This window comes from Stenotrophomonas sp. STEN030, from assembly GCF_056759995.1.
Map to the genome: position 1 here is coordinate 116,175 of NZ_JBRREB010000003.1, position 25,785 is coordinate 141,959.

Genomic DNA, 25,785 nt, shown 5'->3' on the forward strand with positions numbered 1-25,785 from the left:
CGCCGCGGTTCCGGTCTTCGCACCGATCGCCGACAATGTCGCCCTCCTTTGCTGGAAGCGATGATGTCCATCTACCTGACGCCGTTTGCACGTACCCGTTTGTTTCCGCGCACGCCGCGCGCCAATACCATTCAGGACTGCAGTGCCGAGGAGTTCGAGCAGTATTTGAATACGCATGCTGCCGACAAGGTACTCGATGGCTATGCGCCGTTCTGCAAGCTGCATGTCTACAGGAACTGGACCAGCACCCGTTGCCTGACCGTAGCGGTCACCGAACAGAACCGGCACTTGCTGCGTTCGGGCTATGAGGCACGCAGCCGCGAGGAGTTGCCGGTGCTGGTGCGCTGGTTTGAAGGCGTTGAGCCGGCCGTGGCCGAGTATCTGGTGGTCATCCTCTACAGCCGCGAACAGCTGGAGAAGGAAGGCTCGCCGATCGAAGCCGACTGGGGCGTGGTCGGTTGTCTGTATACCGCAACGGCTGAAGAAATCCCGATGGCGCCCATCACCATGATGCGCAATGCTTTGGGCGTTGAAGAAGGTGGCTCCGGTGTGCCGATTGACCGTACCGCTTACGCGCGTGCTGTTGAGTTCTGGGGTGCCAATGCAAACTGGCGCTGATTCTCTGCCGCTCACCGCGAAGCGAAGCGGTCTGTTCGCAATCAGTGGCCGGCATGTGCTGTTGGCGGTTCTGGTATTCGTTGTCGAAGTGATCATCGCCACACGCCTGCCGCATGTGTCGTGGATACGAGCCTATCTCGGCGATGTGCTGGTGGTGATCCTGCTTTACGCAATGATCCGCAGCGTGTTTCGCATCAATGATTACCTGGTCCTGCTGTTTGTGTTCGTGTTCGCTTGTGGCATCGAGTTTGCGCAGTACTTCCATGTGGCCGAACGGCTTGGCTACGTGCGTGGCGATGTCATGTACACGGTGATAGGCAATACGTTTTCGTGGGGCGACATTATTTGTTACGCAGTTGGCTGTGCAGCAACAGGGCTTATCGTGCTGCTAACTCGCGCATTAGTCCGTATTCATCGCTGAAGCATGCTGTATTGCGCGTCTGCACGAATGTGCTGTGGACGCGGCTTTAACATGCCTTAACAGCTGTTCGCGTAGAATGCTCCGGCTCAGCATCATTCAGCGATTACGCACAGGCACCCTGCCTGTTGATGCTTGGACAGCCGGCACTGCGCCTTTACCGGGATGATCCCGGTTTTTTCTGTCCCCGACCGTTCCCGTGGCCTTGCCGCGGGGCATTCCTTCGTGCGCATTACGGCCTGCGCGAACTCATGTAAGCCAAGGCCAAGCACGCAATCAACTCAGTAACGGGAGGACTGGTCCTGTCATGTCTACAGGTGAATCCACTATCCGCAATGAGCCGCTGCAAATCGAAGACATCACCGTCATCGATAAGGCAAAAGTAAAAAAAGCAGTCACCGCCGCCGCGTTGGGTAACGCGATGGAATGGTTCGACTTTGGTGTGTACGGCTTTGTCGCCTATGCCTTGGGCAAGGTGTTTTTCCCGGAAGCGTCGCCCAGCGTGCAGACCATCGCCGCGCTTGCAACGTTCTCGGTGCCGTTCCTTGTGCGTCCGCTGGGCGGCGTGTTTTTTGGGGTCATGGGGGACAAATTCGGCCGGCAGAAAGTGCTGTCGGCAACCATCATCCTGATGGCAGTCAGTACCTTCTGCATCGGTTTGATTCCATCGTATGAAAGCATCGGCATACTCGCGCCGATCCTGTTGCTGCTGTGCAAGTTGGCGCAGGGTTTCTCCGTTGGTGGCGAGTACACCGGTGCTGCGGTGTTCGTTGCCGAGTTCGCACCGGACCGGCGACGTGGCTTCCTCAGCAGCTGGTTGGACTTCGGCTCGATCATTGGCTTTGTTTCCGGTGCCGGCGTGGTGGTATTGCTGAGCAGCATCGTTGGCGAAGCGCAGTTCCTTGAGTGGGGCTGGCGTATCCCGTTCTTCCTCGCTGCGCCGCTGGGCTTGATTGGCCTGTACCTGCGCCACGCAGCGGAGGAAACGCCGGCTTTCACCGAGCAGCTGGAGCGCATGGAGAAAGAGGATCAGGACGCCGTCGGCAGCGCGCCGCGGATCTCCTTCAAGGAGATCGTGACCAAGTATTGGCGTTCGCTGCTGGTCTGTGTGGGTATCGTGCTGGTCACCAACGTCACCTACTACATGTTGCTGACGTACATGCCAACCTACCTGTCGCATAACCTGCATTACTCGGAAGATCATGGTGTGTTGATCATCATCGTGGTGATGGTGGGCATGCTGTTCGTGCAGCCGTTTGTCGGCATGGCCAGCGACCGTATTGGCCGCCGGCCGTTCATCGCCGCGGGTAGTCTTGGTTTGCTGATTGCTGCGATCCCGGCGTTCCATCTGATCACCAGCGGCAATACCGGTTGGATCTTCGTTGGCCTGCTGTTGCTGGCGGTGTTGTTGAACTGCCTGATCGGTGTGATGGCCTCAACCCTGCCGGCGATGTTCCCAACGCGTGTGCGCTACAGCGCACTGGCCAGTGCGTTCAACATCTCGGTGATCATTGCCGGTGTCACTCCGACGCTTGCCGCGTGGCTGGTGGAAACCACCGGCGACCTGATGATGCCGGCCTACTACCTGATGGTAGTGGCGCTGATTGGTCTGGTAACCGCGTACTTCATGCATGAGACGGCCAACAAGCCGATGCGTGGCGATACGCCAAATGCGGGCAGCCGCCGCGAAGCGCGCGAGCTGCTGCAGGAGCAGTACGACCATATCGAAGCCAGCGTTGATGGCCTGGATGTTGAGATCAACGACATGCAGGACAAGCTCGCCGACCTTGAGCGGCGCAAGCAGGCCTTGATCGATCGTCATCCAGACCTTGTCTGACAAGCTCTCTCCCTTGCACCGAAGGTGCAGGGGGCGGCGTTTGACTGTTTAGAGCCGAGCCATGCTCGGCTGGGGCTCTACCAGGAAAGCCTCTGCCGAGCATGGCTCGGCACTACCGCTTCGCCCCCTCCCTTTCGCGTAGCGAAGGGGAGGGTTGGGGAGGGGTGTTCTTCGCAAGAAACTCAACGCGCAGGCATCTCTGGTTTGCAGTCGTAGCCCTTACCCGGGCTACGTCATTTCCGCTATCAATCCTTCGCGCTGATCAGGAACGCAGATCAAACGTTGCACCGAAAGCGCAGCGCGTTGAGCTGCGGGAAGCGCGCGATGATAGCGATGGCGTCCTTCCAGTGCGTTTCAAAGGCTTCGTCCGGCACCGGCAGAAACGCCGGGTCCACGCCGTTGAAGCGGAACTCAATTCCCCGATCAGGCAATAGCTGGCGGGTGATCGCAGTTGGCGTGCGGCCGTTGCGCAGGTGCCAGACAAGTTCTTCAATCACGGTATTCCAGGCATCCACTTCAAGATCATCAATCCACTGCATGTGGCGGGTCCTTGGCTCGGTGGTAGTGCAGGGCAACGCGGGTAGGTGAAGTGCTGGGTACGGCTGAATCCGGATACGCGGTGACCGATCATCGCTCAAATGGGCTGGCACTGCGTTATCTGCGCTGTAGCGCTGTCCGGCCTGCGAGCCTGTCGGCAAATTCGCCGCATGTTCGGACATTCAAGAAGAATCTCGATTATCAATAGCTTCAAGGCCGGACAACGCGGCTGTTGAATCAGCTGTCTGACGTAGCAACGCAAGCAGTAAGCGCTGAAACAACACAGTTTCGCGCATGCAAACGGACAGTTGCTGTGCGCGGCTTCATGCGCTTTGTTCAAGGCGCAATGCTGCAGTTGTGAAAACCCATTGCGACGACTTCTGGTAAATTCCGCGAAAGGAATCCGATTGGTGTCTGCAGATTGCAGACGGTCATCACATCTGGAATAGGCATGGATAAGCTGAATAACCTTCTAGCACAGGTCGCTGTGCTGGGCAATGCGCAGCGTCAGTACCAATTGCAGTGCGCCGAATTTGGCAGCAACGTGGTCGAGCGCTGGTGGGGGCGTGATGCGCTGTCCGCGCATGCATCGACCGAAGTGGACGTACTTTCCACCGATCAACACATCGACCTGGATGCATTGCTCACCAAGCAGGCAGCGTTGCTGATCCGCACTGCGGACGGTGGCGAACAGCGCCGCAGTGGTTTGATTGCTTCTGCGCAACGCATGGGCAGTGATGGTGGGCTGGTGCGTTACCGCCTTTCACTGCACTCCTGGACCTGGTGGTTGCAGCACGCGCGCCATAGCCGGGTTTTCCAGGACAGCAATGTGCGGCAGATTGTGGACGCTGTGCTGCAGGATTATCCGGATCTGGCCAACTGGCGCTGGGCCGAAGGCTGCGATGAGTTCATTGGCACGCGCGTGCGTAGCTATTGCGTGCAGTACCGTGAAAGTGACCTCGATTTCCTGCAACGGCTGCTGGCCGAGGAAGGCTTGGGCTGGCGGCTGTACCAGGACGAGCAAGCACCGTGCGGTAACAGCATGGAGATCTTCGCCGACAGCCAGGCGCTACCCGAGGATGCGGCCAGCGCCAAGGTTGGCGTGCGCTTCCATCGCAGTGATGCCACCGAGTCCAGTGACAGCATCCAGACACTGGGTAGAAGCCGTGCATTGGGCAGCACCCACATCAGCTTGCTCAGCGACGATTACCGCTCGGTGCGTGGCATCACGGCGCAATTGCCGATGGATGGCGGCGGCGAGCAATCGCAGCGCGAGAGCTACGATTCGGTCGGTGCCTACGCTTTCAGCAACGCCGCCACGGCAGCGTGGTACGCCAAGCTGCAAGCGCAGTCGCATGAAGTGCACAGCCGTACGTGGCTTGGGCAAGGCACCGTTCGTGGTTTTCAATCCGGTACCTGGCTACAGGTAATGCAGGCCCCGTTCAGCTCAGCACCAGAGTTGTTGCTGACCGAAGTGGAACACGCCGGCATCAACAACCTGCCCACCGATGTTCGCCAGGCAATGGACGACGCGCTAGGCAAAGCGCCCATCGGCACAGCCGACGCAGCGCTATGGCAGCAGGCTGAGAAATTGGGCTATGCCAACCGCTTCAAGGCAACCGAGCGTGCAATGCCATGGCGGCCTGCATTGGTGGATGGCACCGGGCAGCGCTTGAACCCGCGCCCGACTGCGCCGGGCTACCAGACCGCACGCGTGGTGGCTTCGCATGGCGGCAAGGGCCAGGACGTCCATGCAGATAGCATGGGCCGCATCCGCGTCTGCTTCCATTTCCAGAATGGCGAAGCCGACACCACTTGGCTGCGCGTCGCACAGCGTTACGCCGGCCCCGGCGTGGGCGCACAGTTCCTGCCGCGCATAGGCCAGGAAGTGCTGGTTGGCTTCCTCGATGGCGATATCGATCGGCCCATCGTCCTGGGCGCGCTTTACAACGGCCGCGGTGAAGCCGGCATTGCACCCACACCCGCTGGCGCCAGCGCCAGTGGCGACCGCTGCGCCTACGCACAGGCCCGCGATGGCGCCGCCAGCGCACAAGCCAACCTGAGTGGCGGCCACGCCCCTGCTTGGCACGCAGCGGGCGCAGGCGACGAAGCACATCGCAATCCCGGCGCAGTCTGGGGCATCCGCTCACGCGAATGGGAAGGCGGCCAAGGCAGCAATCACCTGCTGTTCGACGACAGCGACCAACAGCTGCGCGTGCAACTGGCCAGCAGCCAACAGACCTCGCAGCTGAGCCTCGGTCATCTGCGCCACCAAGCCGACAACTTCCTTGGCAGCCTGCGCGGCACCGGCTTTGAACTGCGCAGCGACGCGTGGGGCGCAGTACGGGCAAGCTCCGGTGCGTGGTTCAGCGCCTATGCGCATCGCAGCAGCAGCCCTGCCGGCGAAGTGGTGCAACCAGCGGCCTTGCTCAACCAGCTGCAAAGCCTGAGCACCCGCTTCAGCCAAGCCGCACGCACCCACCTGACCAGCACGTTGGTAATGAAGGAAGGCGCACTCAGCAAGGGCAGCTCCAGCATCGCGCCGGATCATGCACCGCTGGCTGCAATGCTGGCCAGCGCCAAGACCACGGTCGCAGGCGCTGAGTTCGATGCTGCAAGCGGCGAAGCTGCGCAGCGCAAGGCAACAGCGGGGAATGACCGCGTCCCCCACAGCGGCGACCCGCTGCTGGGCTTTGCCGCGCCAGCAGGCATCGTGCACGTCGCAGGGCAGGCATTGCACTGGTCGGTAGGCGAAGGCCTGCTGCTGGCCAGTGGCGGAGATAGCGATACCGCGGTGATGGGCAATGCGCGTCTGCATGCCGGGCAGGCCATCGGCATGCTGGCGTGTGCGATTGAAGGCGGCGCAGGCGATGGCAACGCATTGAGCGTGGTTGCCGGTACCGGTGAGTTGAATGTGCAGGCCCAGAACGACGAAGTGCGACTGCAGTCAAAGCAGGCACTACGCGTTGCGAACGCGCAGGGCGTGGTGGAGCTTGCCGCGGGTAAGACGATTCACATCGCTACGACCGGTGGCGCCAGCGTGACCATCGAGGGCGGGAACATCACGTTCAACTGCCCGGGCACGATTACCGTGCATGCGAGCAAGAAGTCGTTTGTGGGGCCGGCTGAACTGGCACGGGAGCTACCTACGTTCCCAGTTCCAAGCTTCGCGCCTGAGCCCATGGATTTCGATTTCTGGTTGCAGGACATGCCTGGCCCGACCGGCAATCCGTTGGCGGAGACGTCCTGGAAGATCATCAAGAATCGCGGTAAGCCGGCCGGCGCCGTGCTGCGCGATGCAAAGCGGGTGCTACTGAATGGTGTAACGGACGCGGACGGGCACGTAGTACTGGATGGCGAGCAGCAGGAGTTGTTGGCGCGTGAGTACGCCAGTACCCCCAGCCAGCTTTGGTTGCTGTATCCGGGGCATTCGGTGCAGATCAATGTTGCGCGCGACAACGGCGATTGGGATGACGACCAGCGCCTGCGCATGGAACTTGGCGCCGCAGGTTTTACCTCGGTTGTGCGCACCGACATGGTCGGCATACGGCAGCAGGGCGAAATGGACTATGCAAGGAGCGCGCTCGAGCGGTTCGATCAAAGTGGCACGTCGACAAAGCTGAAAGATCTCATCAAGCGTTGAATTGCCACGCAATTACGGCGCGTTGGCGCAAGGAACGGACTCATGACAGGTGCAAGGACGGTAACTCAGATTGTTGATGGCAGTGGTAAGGCGCAACGCGCCTTCGAGCAGCCTGGCTGGTTTTTGACCAACACTGACGACAAGTTGGGCGAGGCATTCGAAGGCCAAAGTGTTGTGCTCGACCCTGCTGTCCCCGAATGGTCCGAGGTATTTGGGCAGCCGCTGCCGGGTCATGATGTCGAGTTCTTTGTCTGTGGTGACAGCTACTTCAAGCGCGTGGCTCGTGAGATCAGCAACGCCCAAGAGGGCGTTTTCATTGCGGGCTGGCAGATCAATTACGCAGTCCAGATGGGCGACGGCAGTACGTTGCTGTCCTGTCTGGACAAGGCTGTGGAAAATGGTGCAACGGTCTATGTGATGCCATGGTTGGCGCCGCCGGGGCCGATAGATACCGGATATCTGCACACGATGATGGCGGTGTTCCATCTCAATGGCGGAAAGGGCCTGACCAATCAGCCCAGGAAGGGGCGTGCATTTTGCATGCCTGCGGTCGGTCAGAGTGATATGACCAGCTTGAACGCGTTCTTCTCTCATCACCAGAAGCTGGTGATAGTGGATAACAAGAAGGCCTACGTCGGTGGTATCGACCTGGCCTACGGCAGGCGTGAGACTGGCTCCTACAGCCTTCTGGCTGAAGGACGGACCTTGGGCGAATACTACTCGCCGAATGTTCCGCCCATCAAAGAGCCAACGGCGATGGAGCTACGAGACAGCATGCCGCTGATACAGCTGCTGATCACTGGTCTGCTGCCGCCCGGTGCGAGGCAGGTGGTAGCATTTCCGTTCAGTCCTGCGGACGGCTACAAAGGCATCTTTGCCCGTACGGTTGATTTCAGTAGAAGCATTAGCGGCTGGATGGATGATCGCCGCGATGACTTCAAGGACCTCGTCGATCGTCATAATCCGCTGGAAGGTACAGGCACCAAGGCACTGGAGTACGGTGAAGCTAAAGCAGTCGAAGCCCAGCAGTGGTTATGGGATCGAGTGCCATCCGCCCAGCGCCGTGAGATCCGCAATCTTTGGGAAGCCGGGGGGCAGGAGTTCAGGCAGGGCGTTGACCTGATGTGGGATCTTTTGCTCGGGGTTGACGTATCCCAGCTTCCATACAAGAAGGAAATATTCGCTCTGGTCGCGGAAGCGACAAACGCCTTGGTGGGCGTGCTGGTCAGCCTTTCCAGTGAACGGATTGGTGCCTTCCATCGCTATGACCGTTTGTTTGACGAGCCAGTCCAGCAGCATCCTGGGCAGACCCGCATGGTCGATCCGGAACGCCAACCTCGGCAGCCTTGGCATGACGTGCATTGCGGCATCGAAGGGCCGGCAGTTCACGATCTCAGCCGGAACTTCACCCAGCGTTGGAATGCGGTCGCGCAAGCGTATCGGGGCACGTACTCCGCCAATCGCCACCAGCCGTTGGTGCGCTACTTCTTGCTGCTGTTCAATGTGGTTACACCTTCGCGGGCGAACGTAGCCAATATCGAACCGCAGCACAGATCAAAGCAGGTGACCGCGGGTGCGGCTGCCAATAAAAGCTGTTGGGTGCAGGTGCTGCGTAGCGCGCCAAAAGAATTGTTGCGGGCAGAGCATGCCGCAGGCGCCAAACAGGAAAAGCTGCCCGCCCAGAACAACTGCCTCAAGGCCATGCTGAAGGCGATTCATGGTGCCCAGCAATTCATCTACATCGAAGGCCAGTTTTTTCAGAGTGACAACGCCGGCTTTGTGGATGACTACGAGCCTGACAAGCTGCTGTCAGGGCCAGCGGGCGCGATGGTTTCCATCCGCGGACTGGAAGGCTACGACAAGTACGCGGAATTGTTGGGCATCAAGGATGTGCCGATCAACACCATCAACCCGGCCACGGTGAAGTGGCAGAACACCGGTAAAGTACTGCTTGATGATGACTACCAGGCGTTCGAGCGCGCGGTGCGACGTATCCTCAGCAATCACGAGACCATCACTACGGTCGATGTGATGGAGCACGCGGGCAAGGAGAAACCGAGTCGGCAGAACCCGCAACCGAAACCGCTATACCAGTCGAAGTTGCTCAACCCGATCAACAAGGCTCTGGCGCGGCGCGTCGAACGTGCTATCAACGAAGGCAATCCGTTCCACGTTTATCTGGTGGTGCCAGTGCACCCGGAAGGCATGCTTGACCAGATAACCCTTATGCGCCAGGTGGATTTGACCATGCAGTCACTGGTGCATGGCACCCAGAGCTTGGTCAATTGCGTGCGTCGTGCGTTGGTTGCACGGTATGAGCAAGAGCACGGCGGACTGAGCGAGGAGGAGGCGCTGAAGAAGGCACAGGAGATGTTGTTGGAAGAACTTCTGGAGCAGAATGCCGGAAAGCGGTGGCCGAACTACGTGACCTTGCTGAATCTACGTAATCATGCGGTCATGGCCAGCGGACGACCGGTAACCGAACAGATCTATGTGCATAGCAAATTGCTGATTGCCGATGACAACGTGGCTGTTCTTGGTAGTGCCAACATCAATGATCGCAGCATGTTGGGAATGCGAGATTCGGAACTGGCGGTCATTGTGGCTGGTGGTCCGCAGGTGACGGTGAAGCTGGACGGGGTGCGTACGTCGAGGGTTTCTGCGCGCGTGCATGAGTTCAGAAAGTCTCTGTGGCGGAACATTTTCGGTGGGAAAAGTGAGGGAAACCAGAGATCAGCTGACAATCTTCTTGGAGCTGAAGTCCTCGCGCAGCCTGCGGCAAATAGCACTATTCGTTTGATACGAGAACAGGCCATTGATAACGCGGGTGCTTATGATGCTGCCTTTGCCTTTGTGCCTAGAAGTACACCCGCAAGTATTGTTTGCGATGGTCCTGCGAATGCAATGAATCTGAACGCAGCGCTTTGGCCCACATGGCGTTATCCAGAGCCCGAGGATGTGCCGAAGGGAAGTTCGAATGGGGAGAATCGTGGCAAGCTGAAGTTCCGTATGCCATTTGATCCACTGTTCTGGCGTGAAGCGAAACGAGCCGATGACGACGGGCACCTGATCTGGGAGATTGGCTATGACGCCAAAGCCCGCCCGCAAGGCGTGTCTGGTGTGGCGCCAGAAAGTGTGCCGGTGGGTGTGCGGGGCTTTATCTGCGCTTTGCCGGTGGGCTGGTTGGCTAAAGAAAGTAATAACACGGGTTTTGCGCTATCGATTCTGGCCAATCTTGATAAAGAACAGGTCCAGCATGATGAAGTACAGATCGCTCAGGTTGAAGCCGTGCCAGATCCAACTCAAGCTTGAGGCATGAACGCGATGAAAAAACACATGGAAACAGGACGGACACTGGTACTTGTTTCGACACTTCTGGTAGGCCCTGTCGCATGTGATGCGTCAACCCCGCCGTCGGTTCCTAACTCTGGGTCTTTGGTTGAAGAACGTCTGCAGCAGCATATCCCACGTTTGCAGACAACGCGCGATTTCAGGCCAACCTGGACGCCAGGCTCTACCCGCGAATGTTTGGGGCGGCTGGTATTCGAGGTGGATGGCGCGATCGAATGGGCGCTGGATCCGCTGCGCAAGGTGGAGGACAACGAGCCCCCTTTATTCGCGGACGGCGTGCCCGGCGATCGTCGTGAACGCATGGGCTACGGAGTAATGCGGGTGATGGTGTCGCAACCCGCGACGGAAGAAGTGATGGAGATGCATCGTGACCGCTATCAGTTTGCAGATCGCGGTGCGAGCGTTGCCGCCTGGACCAGAGGAGTTGCAGAGGATGAGGCAGAGTTGGAGGCGGCCCGAGCAAGGGGGGAGCAAGAGGGAGTACTTAGAAGCTATGAGAGGTCAGTGCGAGAGGCCAAAGAAAAACTGAAAATCGCCCGCAACCGACGCATCCACAACTTCGGTTTTCCCGGTGAACTTGCAACAGAAAGCGGCACAGGTCGATTGGCAGTACGCACCCTACTGGGTGGCAACGTCATTTCGTTGGTGGCCTATGTGAACTCCGAGGAGGGCAATCCGCTCCGAGAGGAGGCCATGGCCAAGATCCGCCGCGACATCAAGCGCATGCGGCTGCGCGCGCCCGGCGAAGTACCAGACGAGCCCGGTGTTTGTTTCCCCGGCCTGTTCTTCGCCGACGACGGCACCACCGATTATCACGCGCACGCCTCGTTCCGTTACGTGGACCGGCCCAATGTCGCCTACAGCATCGATACCGGTTACCGGCCGGCACCAGAGCAAGGCGAAGGCATCGCCAAGCAACCCATCTCCAACTGGAGGCAGGTCCTGGCCTATCCAGGTGTACTGCTGACAATGCCGGCAGATGACGTGCAGCGACGCGATGTTGTCAAACCAGGCGGAATTCTAGCCGGCGGGTTGAGCTTCGATAAAACTGGTATCGCGATCACCCGCGAAGGCGATACCAAGCGCGATCCCACTGTGCGCACTTACCAGTTGTATGCAGGCATGCCGGGGATTGAAGGCGTTCAAGCAATGCCCTTCGTTTCGATGACGATGCAGGGTTGGTCGCAACAGACCTATCCGCAGCTGAAGCAGCAACCGCCGCCGCTTGAGGAAAGTGAAAAGCGTTTCGACGCCATCCTGCACAACCTGCACTTGCGCCACACGAATCCGGAGATGCCGGATTACGAGCGCCTATTGGGCAAGCAGACTGTTTCGCCAGAGTAGACGGAGGCAGCAGCTCTGCTCCCTCCCTTTCGCGTAGCGAAGGGGAGGGCTGGGGAGGGGTGCTTTCGAGGCTGTGCACGCCTGCAGCAGCCCCCTCCCAACCTCCCCCTGCTGCGCAAGGGGAGGGGCCCAAGCGCGGTGTTGCGCAGGCGATAACAAGGACGTCACTGGAACATCGTTCCAACCTGGTGAAATCATGAAGAGCGCTAGGGCAGGTGTGCATGAGCCGGCAATGAGCAGATCGCAGAAGTGTTTTGAGGCGCGCCCGGCGAAATCGAAGAACCGTGACACCAGTCTCTCTACGCGCGATCCGCTGAAGGTCTACACATTTGTGAATAGGTCTGGTGTCTTCACGCAAGCATTCGCAAAGCCCGCAATTTGAGCCAATTTCCAAGCTGTTCCCACCAATCCGACCCCTCCAACCCGTAACGCGGGCTATAGGAAAGTTCTGATAGATTCGGTCTTGGGGGATCCTATTGCGTCTGCTGAATGGTGGGCGGGAATTGCATTGGGTTGGCATGGATAAGCTGAATAGCCTGATGGCGCAGGTGGCTGCGCCGAGTGATGCACAGCGTCAGTATCAATGGCGATGCTCGGGATTTGGCGGGGGCATGGTCGAACGCTGGTGGGGCCGCGATGGCCTGTCTGCGCATGCGCAGACGGATGTGGATGTGCTGTCCACCGATCAAGGCGTTGCGCTGGATGCGCTGCTTGGCACCCAGGCGGTGCTGGTGATGCGCATGGCCGATGGTGGCGAGCAGCAACGCAGTGGTCTGGTCGCGCACGCACAGCGCATGGGCAGTGATGGCGGACTGGTGCGCTATCGCCTGTCGCTGCGGTCGTGGACCTGGTGGCTGCAGCATGCACGGCACAGCCGTGTGTTCCAGGACAAGAGCGTGCGCGAGATCGTCGACGCCGTGCTTGCCGACTATCCGGACCTGGCCAATTGGCGCTGGGCCGAAGGCTGCGATGAATTCATTGCTACGCGCGTGCGCAGCTATTGCGTGCAGTACCGCGAGAGCGATCTGGATTTCCTGCAGCGGCTGTTGGCCGAGGAAGGGCTGGGTTGGCGCCTGTACGCCGAGGAGCAGTCAGCTTGCGGCAACGGCATGGAGATCTTTGCCGACAGCCTGAACCTGCCGCAGGACGCCAGCAGCGCCGCTGCCGGTGTGCGCTTCCACCGCAGTGATGCCACCGAATCCACGGACAGCATCCAGACGCTGGGCCGACGCCGCAGCTTGGGCAGCACCAGCCTGAGCCTGCTCAGCGATGATTACCGTCAGGTGCGCAGCATCAGCACGCAGCTGCCTTTGGACGGCGGCGGTGACGCCTCCAAGCGTGAAAGCTATGACGCCGTTGGCGCATATGCATTCAACAATGCCGGCGCGGCAGATTGGTATGCGCGCTTGCATGCGCAGGCGCATGAAGTCCACGGCCGCAGCTGGCAGGGCCAGGGCACGGTGCGCGGTTTCCAGTCCGGCACCTGGCTTGAGGTGCAGCAGGCGCCGTTTGCGACCGCGCCCGAGTTGTTGCTGGTGGAGGTGGAGCACGCGGGCATCAACAACCTGCCCACTGATGTACGCAAGGCGATGGACGATGCCTTGGGTAGCACGCCGATGGCCGGGATCGATGCCGGGCTGTGGCAGCAGGCCGAGAAAGTGGGCTATGCCAATCGCTTCAAGGCGACCGAGCGGAGCTTGCCGTGGCGACCGGCGCTGGAGGATGGCAACGGCCATCGACTGAATCCACGACCGACCGTGCCGGGCTATCAGACCGCAGTGGTCGTCGCGGGACAGGGCGGCAACAGCAAGGACGTGCATGCCGACAGCCTTGGCCGGATTCGGGTGCGCTTCCACTTCCAGGATGAGCAGGGCGACACCACCTGGCTGCGGGTAGCCCAGCGCTATGCGGGCCCCGGTGTTGGCGCGCAGTTCCTGCCGCGTATTGGCCAGGAGGTGCTGGTTGGTTTCCTTGAGGGTGATATCGACCGTCCCATCGTATTGGGCGCGCTGTACAACGGCCGTGGCGAAGCGGGCGTTGCGCCCACCCCCGCTGGTGCCAGTGCCGACGCCGATCACAGCGCCTATGCACAGGCGCGCGATGGCGCCGCCAGTGCGCAGGGCAATCTCAGTGGCGGCCATGCACCGGCCTGGCATGCGGCAGGCGCCGGCGACGATGCGCACCGCAATGCGGGCGCGGTATGGGGCATACGTTCCCGAGAGTGGGACGGCGGCGAAGGCAGCAATCACCTGCTGTTTGATGACACCGACCAGCAACTGCGCGTGCAGCTGGCCAGCAGCCAGCAGACCTCGCAGTTGAGTCTTGGCCATCTGCGCCATCAGGCCGACAACTTCCTTGGCAGCCTGCGCGGCACCGGCTTCGAGCTGCGCAGTGATGCCTGGGGCGCGGTGCGTACAACGTCGGGCGGCTGGTTCAGTGCCTATGCGCACCGCAGCAACAGTCCGGCGGGCGAAGCCGTGCAACCGGCGGCCCTGCTCAATCAGTTGCAGGCCTTGAGTACACGCTTCAATCAATCGGCGCGCACGCATCTGACCACTGCGTTGGCGATGAAGGAAGGCGCACGCGGCAAGGACCGCTCCAGCATCGTGCCGGACAAGGCGCCGCTGGCAGCGATGTTGGCCAGCGCCAAAACCACGGTTGCCGGTACGGAGTACCAAGCTGCCAGCAGCGAAGCCGAGCAGCGGCAGGCAAGTGCCGGTGAGGGCCGGGTACCGCATAGCGGCGATCCGCTGCTGGGATTCGCGGCGCCGGCTGGCATTGTCCATGTCGCTGGGCAGGCACTGCACTGGTCGGTTGGCGAAGGCCTGCTATTGGCCAGCGGCGGTGACAGCGATACCGCGGTGATGGGCGACGCGCGTCTGCACGCAGGCCAGGCCATCGGCATGTTGGCCACTGCCGTGGAAGGCGGTGCCGACGGCGGCAATGCATTGAGCGTGGTAGCCGGCACCGACGAACTGAACGTGCAGGCGCAACACGACGAAGTGCGCATGCAATCAAAGCAGGCCCTGCGCGCAGCCAGCGCCCAGGGCGTGGTGGAACTGACTGCCGGCAAGACCTTGCACATCGCCACCACCGGTGGCGCCAGCGTCACCATCGAAGGCGGCAACATCAGCTTCAACTGCCCGGGCAAGATCACCGTGCATGCGAGCAAGAAGAGCTTCCTTGGCGGCACCCATCTGTCCACCGAAATGAACAGCTGGCCAGACCCGCAGTTCGATGATGTCTACGTGGTGCGGCACCGGGCCACGGGCGAGCCCATGCCCAATACGCGGGTGCAGCTCACCCGCGGTGATGGTGGCCGCAGCGAGCTGGTCACCGATGCACAGGGGCGCCTGCCACGGCAGAGCGGGCAGGGTATCGATGAGGTGCTCATCAAGATTCTGGGGAAGGTCTAGCGCATGGAAGAGAAACAGGATGTTGTGCTGCCCAGCGGAGACTGGGACGAGGATGGGCGGCCGGTCGCACGTGCGCGGCTTACCCAGGTCAAGGACAAACGCGACAAGGTGGTCGAGGCCGATACCGATGCGGTGATTCCGGTGATCTTCCTGCCCGGCATCATGGGCACCAACCTGAAGTCGAAGGTCACCGGTGATCCGGTATGGCGGCCACCGAACACGGACGGTGTCGGCGCGGTACTGGGGGCGATCGGGCAGATGTTCGTGTTCCTGTTCCGTGGCGCTGCCACGCGGCAACGCTTGTTGAATCCGTTGACATCGGAAGTGGATGACCGCGGTCCACTTGATGCGGAGAAGACCATTCCCGAGACGCTGGCGCGCGAACGTGGTTGGGGCCAGTTGATGCGCTCTGCCTACAACCCGGTGATGGCGGAGATGCAGCGCAAGCTCAATGACCTGATGTCGGCGGGCAAGCTGCAGCCGTGGTGGGCCGAAGATGGCGCACGCGCGCCGGCCGAGTATGGCGAGGTGGTTGGCGGCAATGCCGCGCTTACCCTGGAGCAGGCCAAGCACGCCGCGCACTACCGCTTCGAAGTTTGGTCCGGTGGTTACAACTGGCTGCAGAGCAATCGTCTGTCGGCGCAGGACATCGTCGCGCGCATCGACAGCGTGATCCTGCCGTATTACGCCACGCGCGGTATCAACGCGCAGAAGGTATTGCTGGTCACCCACTCCATGGGCGGCCTGGTGGCGCGCGCGGTGTCACAGGTGTCGAACTATGGCAAGTTGCTCGGCGTCTCGCATGGGGTGATGCCGGCGACGGGTGCAGCAGCTACGTATCACCATTGCCGCGCAGGCTATACCGGTGTTTCGAGCATCATCCTGGGCCGCGATGCCGGCGAAGTGGTGGCGATTCTCGCCAAATCACCCGGTGGCCTGGAGCTGTTGCCCGCTGCGGATTACAACGAAGGCAAGGCCTGGCTGGAGCTGGGCGACAAGGGCCCGCGGCTGCCGGTTGGCGCGGATCCGTACAACGAGATCTACCTCAACACCAAATGGTATGGGCTGGTTCCCGAAGCCAACACCGGTTTGCTCGATCCGAGCGCACCGGCACCGGCGGCGGCTTCGGCGCGCGAGGAGGAAGATGGCCCGGCGCTGACGCCACGTACCGGCTTCCAGATCAATATCGAAGGTGTGCGGGACTTCCACAAGGACATCGAGCGCAAGTACCACAAGCCGACCTTCGCGCACTACGGTGATGATGCCAAGCAGCTTGCCTGGGGTGACCTGGGCTGGAGCGGTGGCAGCATGACCGGCGTGGATTCGGTGACGCCGGTGTCGGACAACCACAACGGCAAGATCAAACTGCAGGATGCGGTTGGTGTGATCAAACTTGAGATTGCCGATCCCACCGATCCCGGTGATGGCACAGTCCCGGCGTGTTCAGGTGCAGCCCCCAAAGCTGAGGTCATGGGATGTTTCCGCCAAGGCAGTTTCGGCACCGGGCAGTACGCGCTGAAAGGAAAAAAAGGCTATGACCATCAAGGCAGCTACAACGACGAGCGCACCCGCTGGGCAACCCTTTACGCCGCGGTGCGGTTTGCGCAAAGCGCGGACTGGGCGTGAGGCGTTGCATGCGATGACGCGGCGACCGCTGTTGCATGGCTTGCTGGCTGCAGTACTACTGACCTTTGCCTCGGGCGGCGTTGCCGGCGCGGCACCGAAACGACAGGGAAGCGAAATGAAGACTTTGTGCGTTGGCCGATTCCTGCTGGATGTGCCTGCTGCGACCTCGATCCAGCCCGGTTACGTGTATGCACGCAAGAAGGTGGAGACGACTACCGGTGTATCTGCGGAGGCGTTCCGTCAGCGGGTAGCTGCGCGCACCGCTGCGCTGAAGGCCGCGCGGCATCGCGCGGGTGAGTCCATGTCGGTCAGCGAAACGCGTATTGACGATGATGCGGTGCTGGTGACGTCCTGGCTCAGCGAGAGCAGCCGCGCCGGTCATCGCCAGGAGCTTTACGTGCTGGACCCAACGCACAACGTGCAATACCTGGTCAGTGGCGAGACCGAGGCCGCGAAGTTACCGGCCGCGATCGAAAACTATCGCGCCTTGCGACCGAGGATCAGCTATCGCGATCCCAATACCATTCCGACCACCGCGGGATTCTGCGTCGACTCGGGTTTCATTGCGGGCAATCGTATCAACAGCGAGGAGATGACCATCGGCCTGCGTCCGCGTGCGCATCCGGGCGCGCGCATGACCTTGATGTCGTATGTCACCGGAAACCCGGACAAGCCCTTGCTGCAGCGAGCCTCCGACCTGCCGCCGGAGTACGCAGCCGCCGCAGCGCGGATGCGCAATCTGCGCCGTGGTGAACGCAACGTAGGGCCGATCCAGGGGCAGGAGATTCTTGCCCATGCAGAAGCTGACGGGGGCAAGATGTATGCCTTCCTGTGGGAATCGCAGGGGCGCGCGGAGTCCTTGCAGTTCCCGTTCCTGTCGCTGCAGCTGCTGACCGAAGAGAAGGCCGATGCACCGGCATTCCGCGATGATGCCCAGGCGCTGGGACTGTGGGATCAAGTACTGGGCAGCCTGCGCCTGCGCCCGGGGGCAATCTAAGCTGGTTGCTTTGTGGGAGCGGCGTAAGCCGCGAAGCTGATGGTGCTGGAGCTTGCAGGTAATTGTGCCATCTGCAGATGTACCAGTTTCGCGGCTTACGCCACTCCCACAACAGCAGTCTTGGTTTTTTCTCGGCAGTTCAAGCTGCGTTAGCGGCCACGCACAATCTGTTTTTTTGTAGGAGCGGCGTCAGCCGCGAAGCTGATGGTGTTGAAATTCCAGATATTTGTGCAATCTGACGAAGCACTGGCTTCGCGGCTTACGCCGCTCCTACAACAGCCCCGGTAAGCGTGCTCCAGCGCCCAGCATCCTGGCGAACCTTCAAAGCTCCTGCCCAAACATGATCCTGTGGCCGTCGATCGTGCGCACTCCGAACTCACGCATGCCCCACGGCTTGTCAGTGAGCTGCTGGGTGAATTCCGCGCCCGCCGCTTGGTACTCATCAAACAGACTGCTGGCGTCTGCCACGGTTATGTAGCCATACCAGGAATGGTCGCCAAGCGCATGCGGCGGCGTTGCGTCGATGCATTCGCCCAGCATTATCCGGAAGCTGCCGCGTGACATGAAGCTCCAGCCGGGCGCGGTGAAATCCATCTGCAGGCCGAGCACGGAAGCGTAGTAGTCGGTGGACTTGGCCAGATCCTGTACGGCGAGGGTAAAGCGCACATCGGTGAAGTCGCTCATCTCATCTCCTGCGGCGTGATATCAGCCATCGCGCGTTGACTCCAGTTACAGCTGTTGGACATCGGCTTTGGTGTCCGAATCTGGCGGGCAATGCCGCCGTCATGGATGCAGCATGCAGCTCCCTTGTCGATTGGAGCTTACATGAAGCAGCTACATGGAAAGGTTGCGATCATCACCGGTGCCAGTTCCGGTATTGGCCGTGCTGCAGCAGTGTTGTTCGCCGCAGAAGGCGCGGCCCTTGTGCTGGGAGCGCGTCGCGCTGCCGAGTTGGATTGGCTTGTCGCGGAGATTGCCGGAAGTGGCGGCACTGCGGTGTGTCTGCCGGGCGATGTCTGCGAAGAGGCCTATGCAAGGGCCTTGGTCGATTTGGCGTTGGACCGGTTCGGTCGACTGGACGTGGCCTTCAACAATGCCGGCACGATGGGGCCATTGGGGCCGACACCCGGGCTGGCATTGGTCGATTGGCAGCGCACGTTGGATACCAACCTCACCGCGATGTTCCTGGCCGCCAAGCATCAGGTCCCGGCGATGCTGCGCGGTGGCAGTGGCAGCCTGATATTCACTTCAACCTTTGTCGGGCATACGGTGGGTTTCGCCGGTGCTGCGGCCTATGCAGCCAGCAAGTCCGGCATCATCGGGCTGACTCAGGCATTGGCATCGGAGTTCGGACCGCAGGGGCTGCGGGTGAATGCCTTGTTGCCCGGTGGCACCGATACACCGATGGCGCATGAAATGAATGGCTCAGCGGAAGCGATGGCGCAGGTGGCGCAGTTGCATGCACTGAAGCGAATTGCCGATCCAAGTGAGTTGGCGGCGGCGGCGATGTTCCTGGCCTCGGACCAGTCTTCATTCATGACCGGCGCGGCAATGCTGGTGGATGGTGGGGTGTCCATTCATCGCGGTTGATGCCGGGGGCGCATGCGAAACGGGCGCCGGGCGGCGCCTGTTCGCTTTGCTTGGCCGGAGTGCATGTAGCTGCTGAAACTCCCGCACTCCCAGAACAGGAGTCGGTGAGCAAGCTGCCTGTCTTGCCGATCAATGGATCGGGATATGCAGTTCCATCTGCGCTGCCGGATCGAACGGATCGTCAAAGCGCGCGTCGTAACGTTCCAGGTCAACGCCGTCTTCTGCCTGTAGCCCGTGATCGGCCAGCAGGTGGTCGTAGATTGCCTGGAATGTTGCGCTGATCTGCTGCGCAGTGCCAGTGTGGGTATAAACGGCATAGCGTTGCGCGGGAACCTGGACGCGGACCATGCCTTCCGGAATGACCGCTTCCTCGCTCACCTCGAAGCCCGTGATGTAGCGCAGCGTGCCGTCGGCCTGCGGTATGCAGACGCCGTAGCTGACGACGGGATCGATCTTGCCGGTGACTTCATTCTCGCGCGGGATGAAGCGCTGCCAGAGTTCGGCATAGCCATCTTCGCCTGCGCGGAAGATGGCTTCCATGCCGATGACGTTGAAGGCCGGGCGCTCGATGAGGGTGGGTTGCATGTTGGGAGTTCTTGTCCGGGAGGTGCTGGCATGTTGCTGCCGCGTGGGGAACTTGGTGCGCGCCTGTCAGCTTCCGCTCAGCGCCCGCTGGTAAGCGACCAGTGCGTTGGCATGACCGTGGCCGATATCGTGTTGTTCTTTCAGGAAGGCCACCTGTTCCATGTGCTTCTTGTCCTTGACCGTCTCCAGCTGCTGCAGCCAGTGCTTTATCGGTTTGCCGTAAGTCTTCTCGATGGACGGGAAATACGATGCCGGACCTTGGGCTTTTTCGTTGCTGGCCATCTGCGTTTCCAGGAAGGAGGGAGGCTGGGCAATGATGCGGCAAAGGTCGCTTGTTGGCGACTCAGCTGGTGCCTGCCTGCAGGATCTCCGTGATGCGCGCCTTGGCGGTGTGAATGAAAGCGGCCAGTGGAGCGGCGGGCCAGAGGGGAGGGCTGTCGGTCGGCGCGAGATACTCCTGCCGTGCCTGCCTGATAACGGCGTGATGCTGCTCCGGCAGATGCTGCAGCAGCCACTCCGCGGCGACATCCTTCGGCGCGATGCTTCCGGTCTGTGCGCTGTACCAGATGCGTGCCAATGTGAGCACGATGTTTGCTTCCTCGCCGTGCCAGTCGTCTGCGGTGTTCCACAGCGTCAGGGTATCAGCCAGTGCCCGCTGGAAGTCGCGCTCGGGCACGGAGGGAAGTAGTTCCGTGAGGGCTGGGCCGTACAGGGCGATGCTGTGCTGACGGGCTTTGGTCAGGAGGATTGCCAGGTCGGGGTCCGGCGTGGGCGATTCCAAGACGTCGGCGAGGATGTCCTGTCGCAGCCATTCGCCGAACTGCAGCTCGCGCCGTGCTGGATGGCGCCAGGGCTTCACTTCGGCTTGCGTGATTACCGTCGCTTCCAGTGCACGCAGTGTTGGATGTTGGCCGGGCGGCGCGGAGATGGCCAGCAGCTCGCGCTGCAGTTGTCGCAAGGTGGCAGTGTCGGGATGCTGGGCCACGATCACCAGTAGATCGATATCGCTGAGTGGCTTCAAACCACCGTCGAGTGCGGACCCGTACAGATAAATGGCGATCAGGTTGGCTGCCAGCTGCTGCCGGATCACGTCGCAGGCGAGGGCGAGTTGTGCGGTGATGGCGTTGGGGACAGGTGCAGTCATGGCGGCGGCAGGCAATCGTGTTGAGACGATTGTGCCGCAAACAGAACGGACGCCTTGCGGCGCCCGTTCTTTGCAAAGCTTGCCTTCATCCCAGCCGTTCTCGCATGCGGGAAGCGGCTGTAGTGCCGAGCCATGCTCGGCAGGGGGCTTTACCAGCTAGAGCTGCCCTCACCCCAACCCCTCTCCCGCAGAAGCGGGAGAGGGGCTAAAGCAAAGCGGGGCAAAGCAAATCAGTAGCGGTAGTGGTCCGGCTTGAACGGGCCGTCGACCGGCACGCCGATGTAGTCGGCCTGTTCCTGGCTCAGGGTGGTCAGCTTGACGCCGATCTTCTCCAGGTGCAGACGGGCAACTTCTTCGTCCAGCTTCTTCGGCAGCAGGTACACCTTGTTCTCGTAGCTGTCCTTGTTCGCCCACAAGTCGATCTGTGCGAGCGTCTGGTTGGCGAACGAGTTGGACATCACGAAGCTCGGGTGGCCGGTGGCGCAGCCGAGGTTGACCAGGCGGCCTTCGGCCAGCAGGAAGATCGCGTTACCGTTCGGGAAGATGTACTTGTCCACCTGCGGCTTGATGTTGACGTGCTGCACGCCCTTGTAGCCCACCAGTGCATCAACCTGGATTTCATTGTCGAAGTGACCAATGTTGCAGACGATGGCCTGGTCCTTCATCGCGCTCAGGTGCTCGATGCGGATGATGTCCTTGTTGCCGGTGGTGGTGACGTACAGGTCGGCACGGCCCAGGGTGGATTCGATGGTATTGACCTCGAAGCCTTCCATTGCGGCCTGCAGGGCGCAGATCGGGTCGATCTCGGTGACCACCACGCGCGCGCCGTAGGCACGCAGCGAAGCAGCGCAACCCTTGCCGACGTCGCCGTAGCCGCAGACCACGGCAACCTTGCCGGCTAGCATCACGTCCATCGCGCGCTTCAGGCCATCGGCCAGCGACTCGCGGCAGCCGTACAGGTTGTCGAACTTGCTCTTGGTGACCGAGTCGTTGACGTTGATCGCCGGGATCAGCAGGGTGCCGGCCTGGGCCAGCTGGTACAGGCGGTGCACGCCGGTGGTGGTCTCTTCGGAGACGCCCTTCCAATCCTTGACCACGCGGGCCCAGTAACCCGGGCGCTCGGTTGCAACGCGCTTGAGCAGGTTCTTGATGACCTGTTCTTCGTGCGAGGAAGCCGGCTCGTTGACCCAGTTGCTGCCGTTCTCGAGCTCATAGCCCTTGTGGATCAGCAGGGTGACGTCGCCGCCGTCATCGACCACCAGCTCCGGACCGGTCAGGGTGCCGTCGGCCAGGGTGAAGGTCAGCGCGTCCAGGGTGCAGTCCCAGTATTCTTCCAGCGACTCGCCCTTCCATGCGAATACCGGCGTGCCGGTGGCGGCAATCGCGGCGGCAGCGTGGTCCTGGGTCGAGAAGATGTTGCACGAGGCCCAACGCACTTCGGCGCCGATGTCCTTCAGGGTTTCGATCAGCACCGCGGTCTGGATGGTCATGTGCAGCGAGCCGGTCACGCGCACGCCCTTCAGCGGCAGCTCGGCCTGGTACTTGCGACGGATCGACATCAGGCCCGGCATTTCGTGCTCGGCGATGTCCAGTTCCTTGCGGCCCCAATCGGACAGCGAGATATCGCGGATCTTGTAATCACCTTCCTGCGAGAAGGTAGTGGCAACAGCGTTCATTTAGAGCTCCGGTGTGGTGCGAGCAGGCTCGCGTTCGCCGGGCGCCGTTGTTGCGTGAAAGCCGTCCGAGCCTGGCCGTTTGGGAAGTCCGTGCAAGAACACGGGCTGTAGTGGACGGGTCCACCCAACGGTCGCAGCGCCCCTCGGAACGGGCCGCTCAGTATATCGCGGCGACGTGCCCGCGCCGCGGGCCCAACCAAAGGCAGGGGCCATGAGCGCAAGGGATTGTTAAGTTGGGAGATTGTTTCCGTCCAATAGGAATGCGCCATGAACCTGTCTCCCCACCGCCGTCGCCGCGCTTCGGCCGCCCTGGTGCTGTGCGCCGGCCTGCTGCTGGCGGTACCGCCGGTCATGGCACTGAGCCCGCCTGCACCGCAGAAGGGCGCCCAGCAGGGCGAGGGCTACCGGCTGCCGTCGGCCGCGCTGCAGGCTGTGGTGGACGCCCCGCGCGCGCCCAGCCTGTACCTGTCGCCCAAGCGCGATCTGACTGCGCTGCTGCAGACCCCGGCGCTGCCGTCGATTGCCCAGGTTGCGGCTCCGGAGCTGAAACTGGCTGGCCTGCGGATCAATCCCAAGACCGTGTCCGACAGCCGCTTCTCGTTCGGCAGCAAGTTGTGGCTGGCCTCCACCAGCGACGGCAAGGAGCGCCAGATCACCGGTTTGCCGCAGCCGCTGTCGGTGGCCTCGCTGGCATGGTCGCCGGACCAGAAATACCTGGCCTTCAACCAGCTGAATCCGGCCACCGGCAGCAACGAGCTGTGGTTGGTAGATGTGGAGACCGCCAGTGCGCGGCGTGTGGCCGAGCGCCTGAACAGCATCGTCGGCAACGGCTATGCATGGCTGCCGGGCAGCGATGCGCTGCTGGTCATGCAGCGTCCCGCCGGGCAGGGTGAGCCGCCGCACGGCGACGGTGTCCCGACCGGGCCGGCCGTGCAGCAGACCGAGGCCGGGCAGGGCGTGCGCACCGTGCGTACCTACCAGGATCTACTGAAGAACGAAGACGATGCCCGTCTGTTCGAGTACTACATGCAGGCACAGCCGGTACGGGTGTCGATCAGCGGTGACAGCAAGCCGGTTGGCGCGGGGGGTATCTATCTGGGCCTGTCGGCCTCGCCGGACGGCAAGTACCTGTTGAGCCAGCGCGTGCAGCGGCCGTTCTCCTATGCGGTGCCGGTCAGCCGCTTCCCGCGCCATATCGAAGTGCTGGATGCGCAGGGCAAGCTGGTGCACACGGTGGCGCGCCTGCCGCTGGTGGATGGCTTGCCGACCGGCAACGATGCAGTGCCGACCGGCGTGCGTTCGATCAGCTGGCGTGCCGATGCACCGGCCGCGCTGGTGTGGGCTGAAGCACAGGATGGCGGTGATCCGTCGCGCGAGGCCAAGGTGCGTGATGCGGTGATGATGCAGGCGGCACCCTTCGAGAAGCCGCCGGTGACGCTGGCACAGCTGGGCTCGCGTTATGCCGGCGCAACCTGGGCCAATGGCGAGCTGGCGCTGCTGGATGAGTACTGGTGGAAGAGCCGGCAGGTGAAGCAGTGGAAGATTGCTCCGGATCACCTGGATCAGGCCGCAACGCTGCTGGTCCAGCGTTCGGAAGACGATCGCTACAGCGATCCGGGCGAGCCCCTGCTGCAGATGGATGACGGCGGCCGTTCGCGCCTGCAGCTGAGCGCTGATGGCAAGGGCTTCTATCGCATTGGTGACGGCGCATCGGCCGAAGGTGATCGCCCGTTCCTGGATCGCGTTGACCTGGACAGTGGCAAGAGCGAGCGCCTGTTCCACTCGCAGGCGCCGTATTACGAAATGCCGCTGGGCATCATCGAAGGCGAAGCAGGTCGCATCCTGACCTATCGCGAATCCAACGACGTGCCGGCCAATCTGTATGCGCGTGGCTTGGCTGCTGATGCCAAGCCGGTCGAGCTGACCCACTTCGCCCATCCGCTGCCCGCTTTGCGTGGAGTGAAGAAGGAGCAGATCCGTTACAAGCGTGCCGACGGTGTTGAACTTACCGCCGACCTGCTGCTGCCGCCGGGCTACGACCCGAAGAAGGATGGCCCGCGCCCGCTGCTGATGTGGGCTTATCCGGCCGAGTTCAAATCTGCCGCCGATGCCAGCCAGGTCAGCGGCTCGAAGTACCGCTTCAACGCCGTCAGCTATTGGGGCCCGCAGGCCTTCCTGGCCAAGGGTTATGTTGTGCTGAACAACCCGACCATGCCGATCGTCGGCGAGGGTGACACCGAGCCGAACGACACCTATGTGCAGCAGCTGGTTGCCAGCGCACAGGCAGCAGTGGATGAAGTGGTGAAGCGTGGCGTCGGTGACCGTGAGCGCATTGCCGTTGGTGGCCACTCCTATGGCGCCTTCATGACCGCCAACCTGCTCGCGCATACACGTCTGTTCAAGGCAGGCATCGCGCGTTCGGGTGCGTACAACCGCACGCTGACGCCGTTTGGCTTCCAGGCCGAGGAGCGCAACTACTGGCAGGCGCAGGACGTGTACCAGAAGATGTCGCCGTTCAACTACGCCGACAAGATCAAGGATCCGATCCTGTTCATTCATGGCGAGGACGACAACAATTCCGGCACCTTCCCGATCCAGAGTGAGCGCATGTTCGCTGCGGTGAAGGGTTTGGGCGGCACCTCGCGGCTGGTGATGCTGCCGAACGAATCGCATGGTTACCGCGCACGCGAATCGATCATGACCATGCTGGCCGAAAGCGAAGACTGGCTGGACCGTTGGTTGGGTGCCGAAGCGAGCAAGAAGCGCTGATGTGCTGTGGCTTCCCCTGCGCCTTCGGTGCAGGGGAAGCAATGCCACTGTAGTGCCGAGCCATGCTTGGCAGGGGCTTTACAGGCCAAAGCAAAGAGCCGCCCTCACCCCAACCCCTCTCCCGCAAGCGTGCGAGGGGCTTTGAGCAAGAACGAAGCAATGTAGTGGGCCGGCACACGACCGACGACGCCAACACGCCAAACCCCACCAACAACCCAGCCGCGGAGAGCACAA

Annotated in this window: 17 protein-coding genes and 1 riboswitch; of the genes, 11 read left to right on the forward strand and 6 right to left on the reverse strand. The window is 61.5% G+C overall.

The annotated features are described in order from the left end of the window. Positions 1–63: 63 nt before the first annotated feature. The 3 genes from ACVOLR_RS01725 to proP all read left to right on the forward strand — a co-directional run bounded on the left by ACVOLR_RS01725 (position 64) and on the right by proP (position 2,873). Complete coding sequence (locus tag ACVOLR_RS01725) at positions 64–618, forward strand: DUF3228 family protein (protein ID WP_481534904.1); 555 nt, start codon at positions 64–66, stop codon at positions 616–618. Further along, positions 602–1,039, forward strand: a complete 438-nt coding sequence (locus ACVOLR_RS01730) for a ribosomal maturation YjgA family protein (protein WP_481534905.1) — start codon at positions 602–604, stop codon at positions 1,037–1,039. Before ACVOLR_RS01725 ends, ACVOLR_RS01730 begins: the two co-directional genes overlap by 17 nt. Positions 1,040–1,343: 304 nt before the next feature. Then, positions 1,344–2,873, forward strand: coding sequence for a glycine betaine/L-proline transporter ProP (gene proP, locus ACVOLR_RS01735; RefSeq protein WP_481534906.1), 1,530 nt, complete (start codon positions 1,344–1,346; stop codon positions 2,871–2,873). Between the two features lie 275 nt (positions 2,874–3,148). Here proP and ACVOLR_RS01740 read toward each other — a convergent pair whose 3' ends face one another. Next, complete coding sequence (locus ACVOLR_RS01740) at positions 3,149–3,412, reverse strand: hypothetical protein (RefSeq protein ID WP_481517275.1); 264 nt, start codon at positions 3,410–3,412, stop codon at positions 3,149–3,151. A 449-nt stretch (positions 3,413–3,861) separates the two neighbouring features. Between ACVOLR_RS01740 and ACVOLR_RS01745 the strand changes: the two genes are divergently transcribed. The 6 genes from ACVOLR_RS01745 to ACVOLR_RS01770 all read left to right on the forward strand — a co-directional run bounded on the left by ACVOLR_RS01745 (position 3,862) and on the right by ACVOLR_RS01770 (position 17,787). Next, positions 3,862–7,053, forward strand: a complete 3,192-nt coding sequence (locus ACVOLR_RS01745; protein WP_481534907.1) for a type VI secretion system Vgr family protein — start codon at positions 3,862–3,864, stop codon at positions 7,051–7,053. Positions 7,054–7,095: 42 nt separating this feature from the next. Next, positions 7,096–10,365, forward strand: coding sequence for a hypothetical protein (locus ACVOLR_RS01750; protein ID WP_481534908.1), 3,270 nt, complete (start codon positions 7,096–7,098; stop codon positions 10,363–10,365). 3 nt (positions 10,366–10,368) lie between these two features. Then, positions 10,369–11,748 carry a hypothetical protein gene (locus ACVOLR_RS01755; protein WP_481534909.1) on the forward strand — a complete coding sequence of 460 codons (1,380 nt, stop codon included), beginning with the start codon at positions 10,369–10,371 and terminating at the stop codon, positions 11,746–11,748. A gap of 518 nt (positions 11,749–12,266) precedes the next feature. After that, positions 12,267–15,164, forward strand: coding sequence for a type VI secretion system Vgr family protein (locus tag ACVOLR_RS01760; protein ID WP_481534910.1), 2,898 nt, complete (start codon positions 12,267–12,269; stop codon positions 15,162–15,164). 3 nt (positions 15,165–15,167) lie between these two features. Further along, positions 15,168–16,790 (forward strand): esterase/lipase family protein, encoded by a 1,623-nt coding sequence (locus tag ACVOLR_RS01765; RefSeq protein WP_481534911.1) that lies wholly within the window; start codon positions 15,168–15,170, stop codon positions 16,788–16,790. A 13-nt stretch (positions 16,791–16,803) separates the two neighbouring features. Then, positions 16,804–17,787 carry a T6SS immunity protein Tli4 family protein gene (locus tag ACVOLR_RS01770; RefSeq protein WP_481534912.1) on the forward strand — a complete coding sequence of 328 codons (984 nt, stop codon included), beginning with the start codon at positions 16,804–16,806 and terminating at the stop codon, positions 17,785–17,787. Between the two features lie 321 nt (positions 17,788–18,108). On the opposite strand, the gene ACVOLR_RS01775 is transcribed toward ACVOLR_RS01770, so the two are convergent. Continuing rightward, positions 18,109–18,471 (reverse strand): VOC family protein, encoded by a 363-nt coding sequence (locus tag ACVOLR_RS01775; RefSeq protein ID WP_481534913.1) that lies wholly within the window; start codon positions 18,469–18,471, stop codon positions 18,109–18,111. A gap of 141 nt (positions 18,472–18,612) precedes the next feature. On the opposite strand from ACVOLR_RS01775, the gene ACVOLR_RS01780 reads away from it, so the two are divergent. Beyond that, on the forward strand, positions 18,613–19,377 hold the full coding sequence (locus ACVOLR_RS01780; RefSeq protein WP_481534914.1) for an SDR family oxidoreductase: 765 nt from the start codon (positions 18,613–18,615) through the stop codon (positions 19,375–19,377). 129 nt (positions 19,378–19,506) lie between these two features. On the opposite strand, the gene ACVOLR_RS01785 is transcribed toward ACVOLR_RS01780, so the two are convergent. From ACVOLR_RS01785 to ahcY, 4 genes are all read right to left on the reverse strand, one after another. Beyond that, a complete protein-coding gene (locus ACVOLR_RS01785) occupies positions 19,507–19,962 on the reverse strand; it encodes a GyrI-like domain-containing protein (RefSeq protein ID WP_481534915.1) in 456 nt (151 codons plus the stop codon). A 66-nt stretch (positions 19,963–20,028) separates the two neighbouring features. Further along, on the reverse strand, positions 20,029–20,244 hold the full coding sequence (locus tag ACVOLR_RS01790; protein ID WP_481534916.1) for a DUF4287 domain-containing protein: 216 nt from the start codon (positions 20,242–20,244) through the stop codon (positions 20,029–20,031). Between the two features lie 61 nt (positions 20,245–20,305). Continuing rightward, positions 20,306–21,106: an aminoglycoside adenylyltransferase family protein gene (locus ACVOLR_RS01795; RefSeq protein WP_481534917.1), complete on the reverse strand. Its 801-nt coding sequence runs from the start codon at positions 21,104–21,106 to the stop codon at positions 20,306–20,308. Between the two features lie 230 nt (positions 21,107–21,336). Beyond that, complete coding sequence (ahcY, locus tag ACVOLR_RS01800) at positions 21,337–22,782, reverse strand: adenosylhomocysteinase (protein ID WP_481512150.1); 1,446 nt, start codon at positions 22,780–22,782, stop codon at positions 21,337–21,339. A gap of 32 nt (positions 22,783–22,814) precedes the next feature. After that, positions 22,815–22,933: riboswitch (S-adenosyl-L-homocysteine riboswitch) on the reverse strand. A 116-nt stretch (positions 22,934–23,049) separates the two neighbouring features. Here ahcY and ACVOLR_RS01805 point away from each other — a divergent pair. Continuing rightward, positions 23,050–25,551, forward strand: coding sequence for an alpha/beta hydrolase family protein (locus ACVOLR_RS01805; protein WP_481534918.1), 2,502 nt, complete (start codon positions 23,050–23,052; stop codon positions 25,549–25,551). The last annotated feature ends 234 nt before the right edge of the window (positions 25,552–25,785 follow it).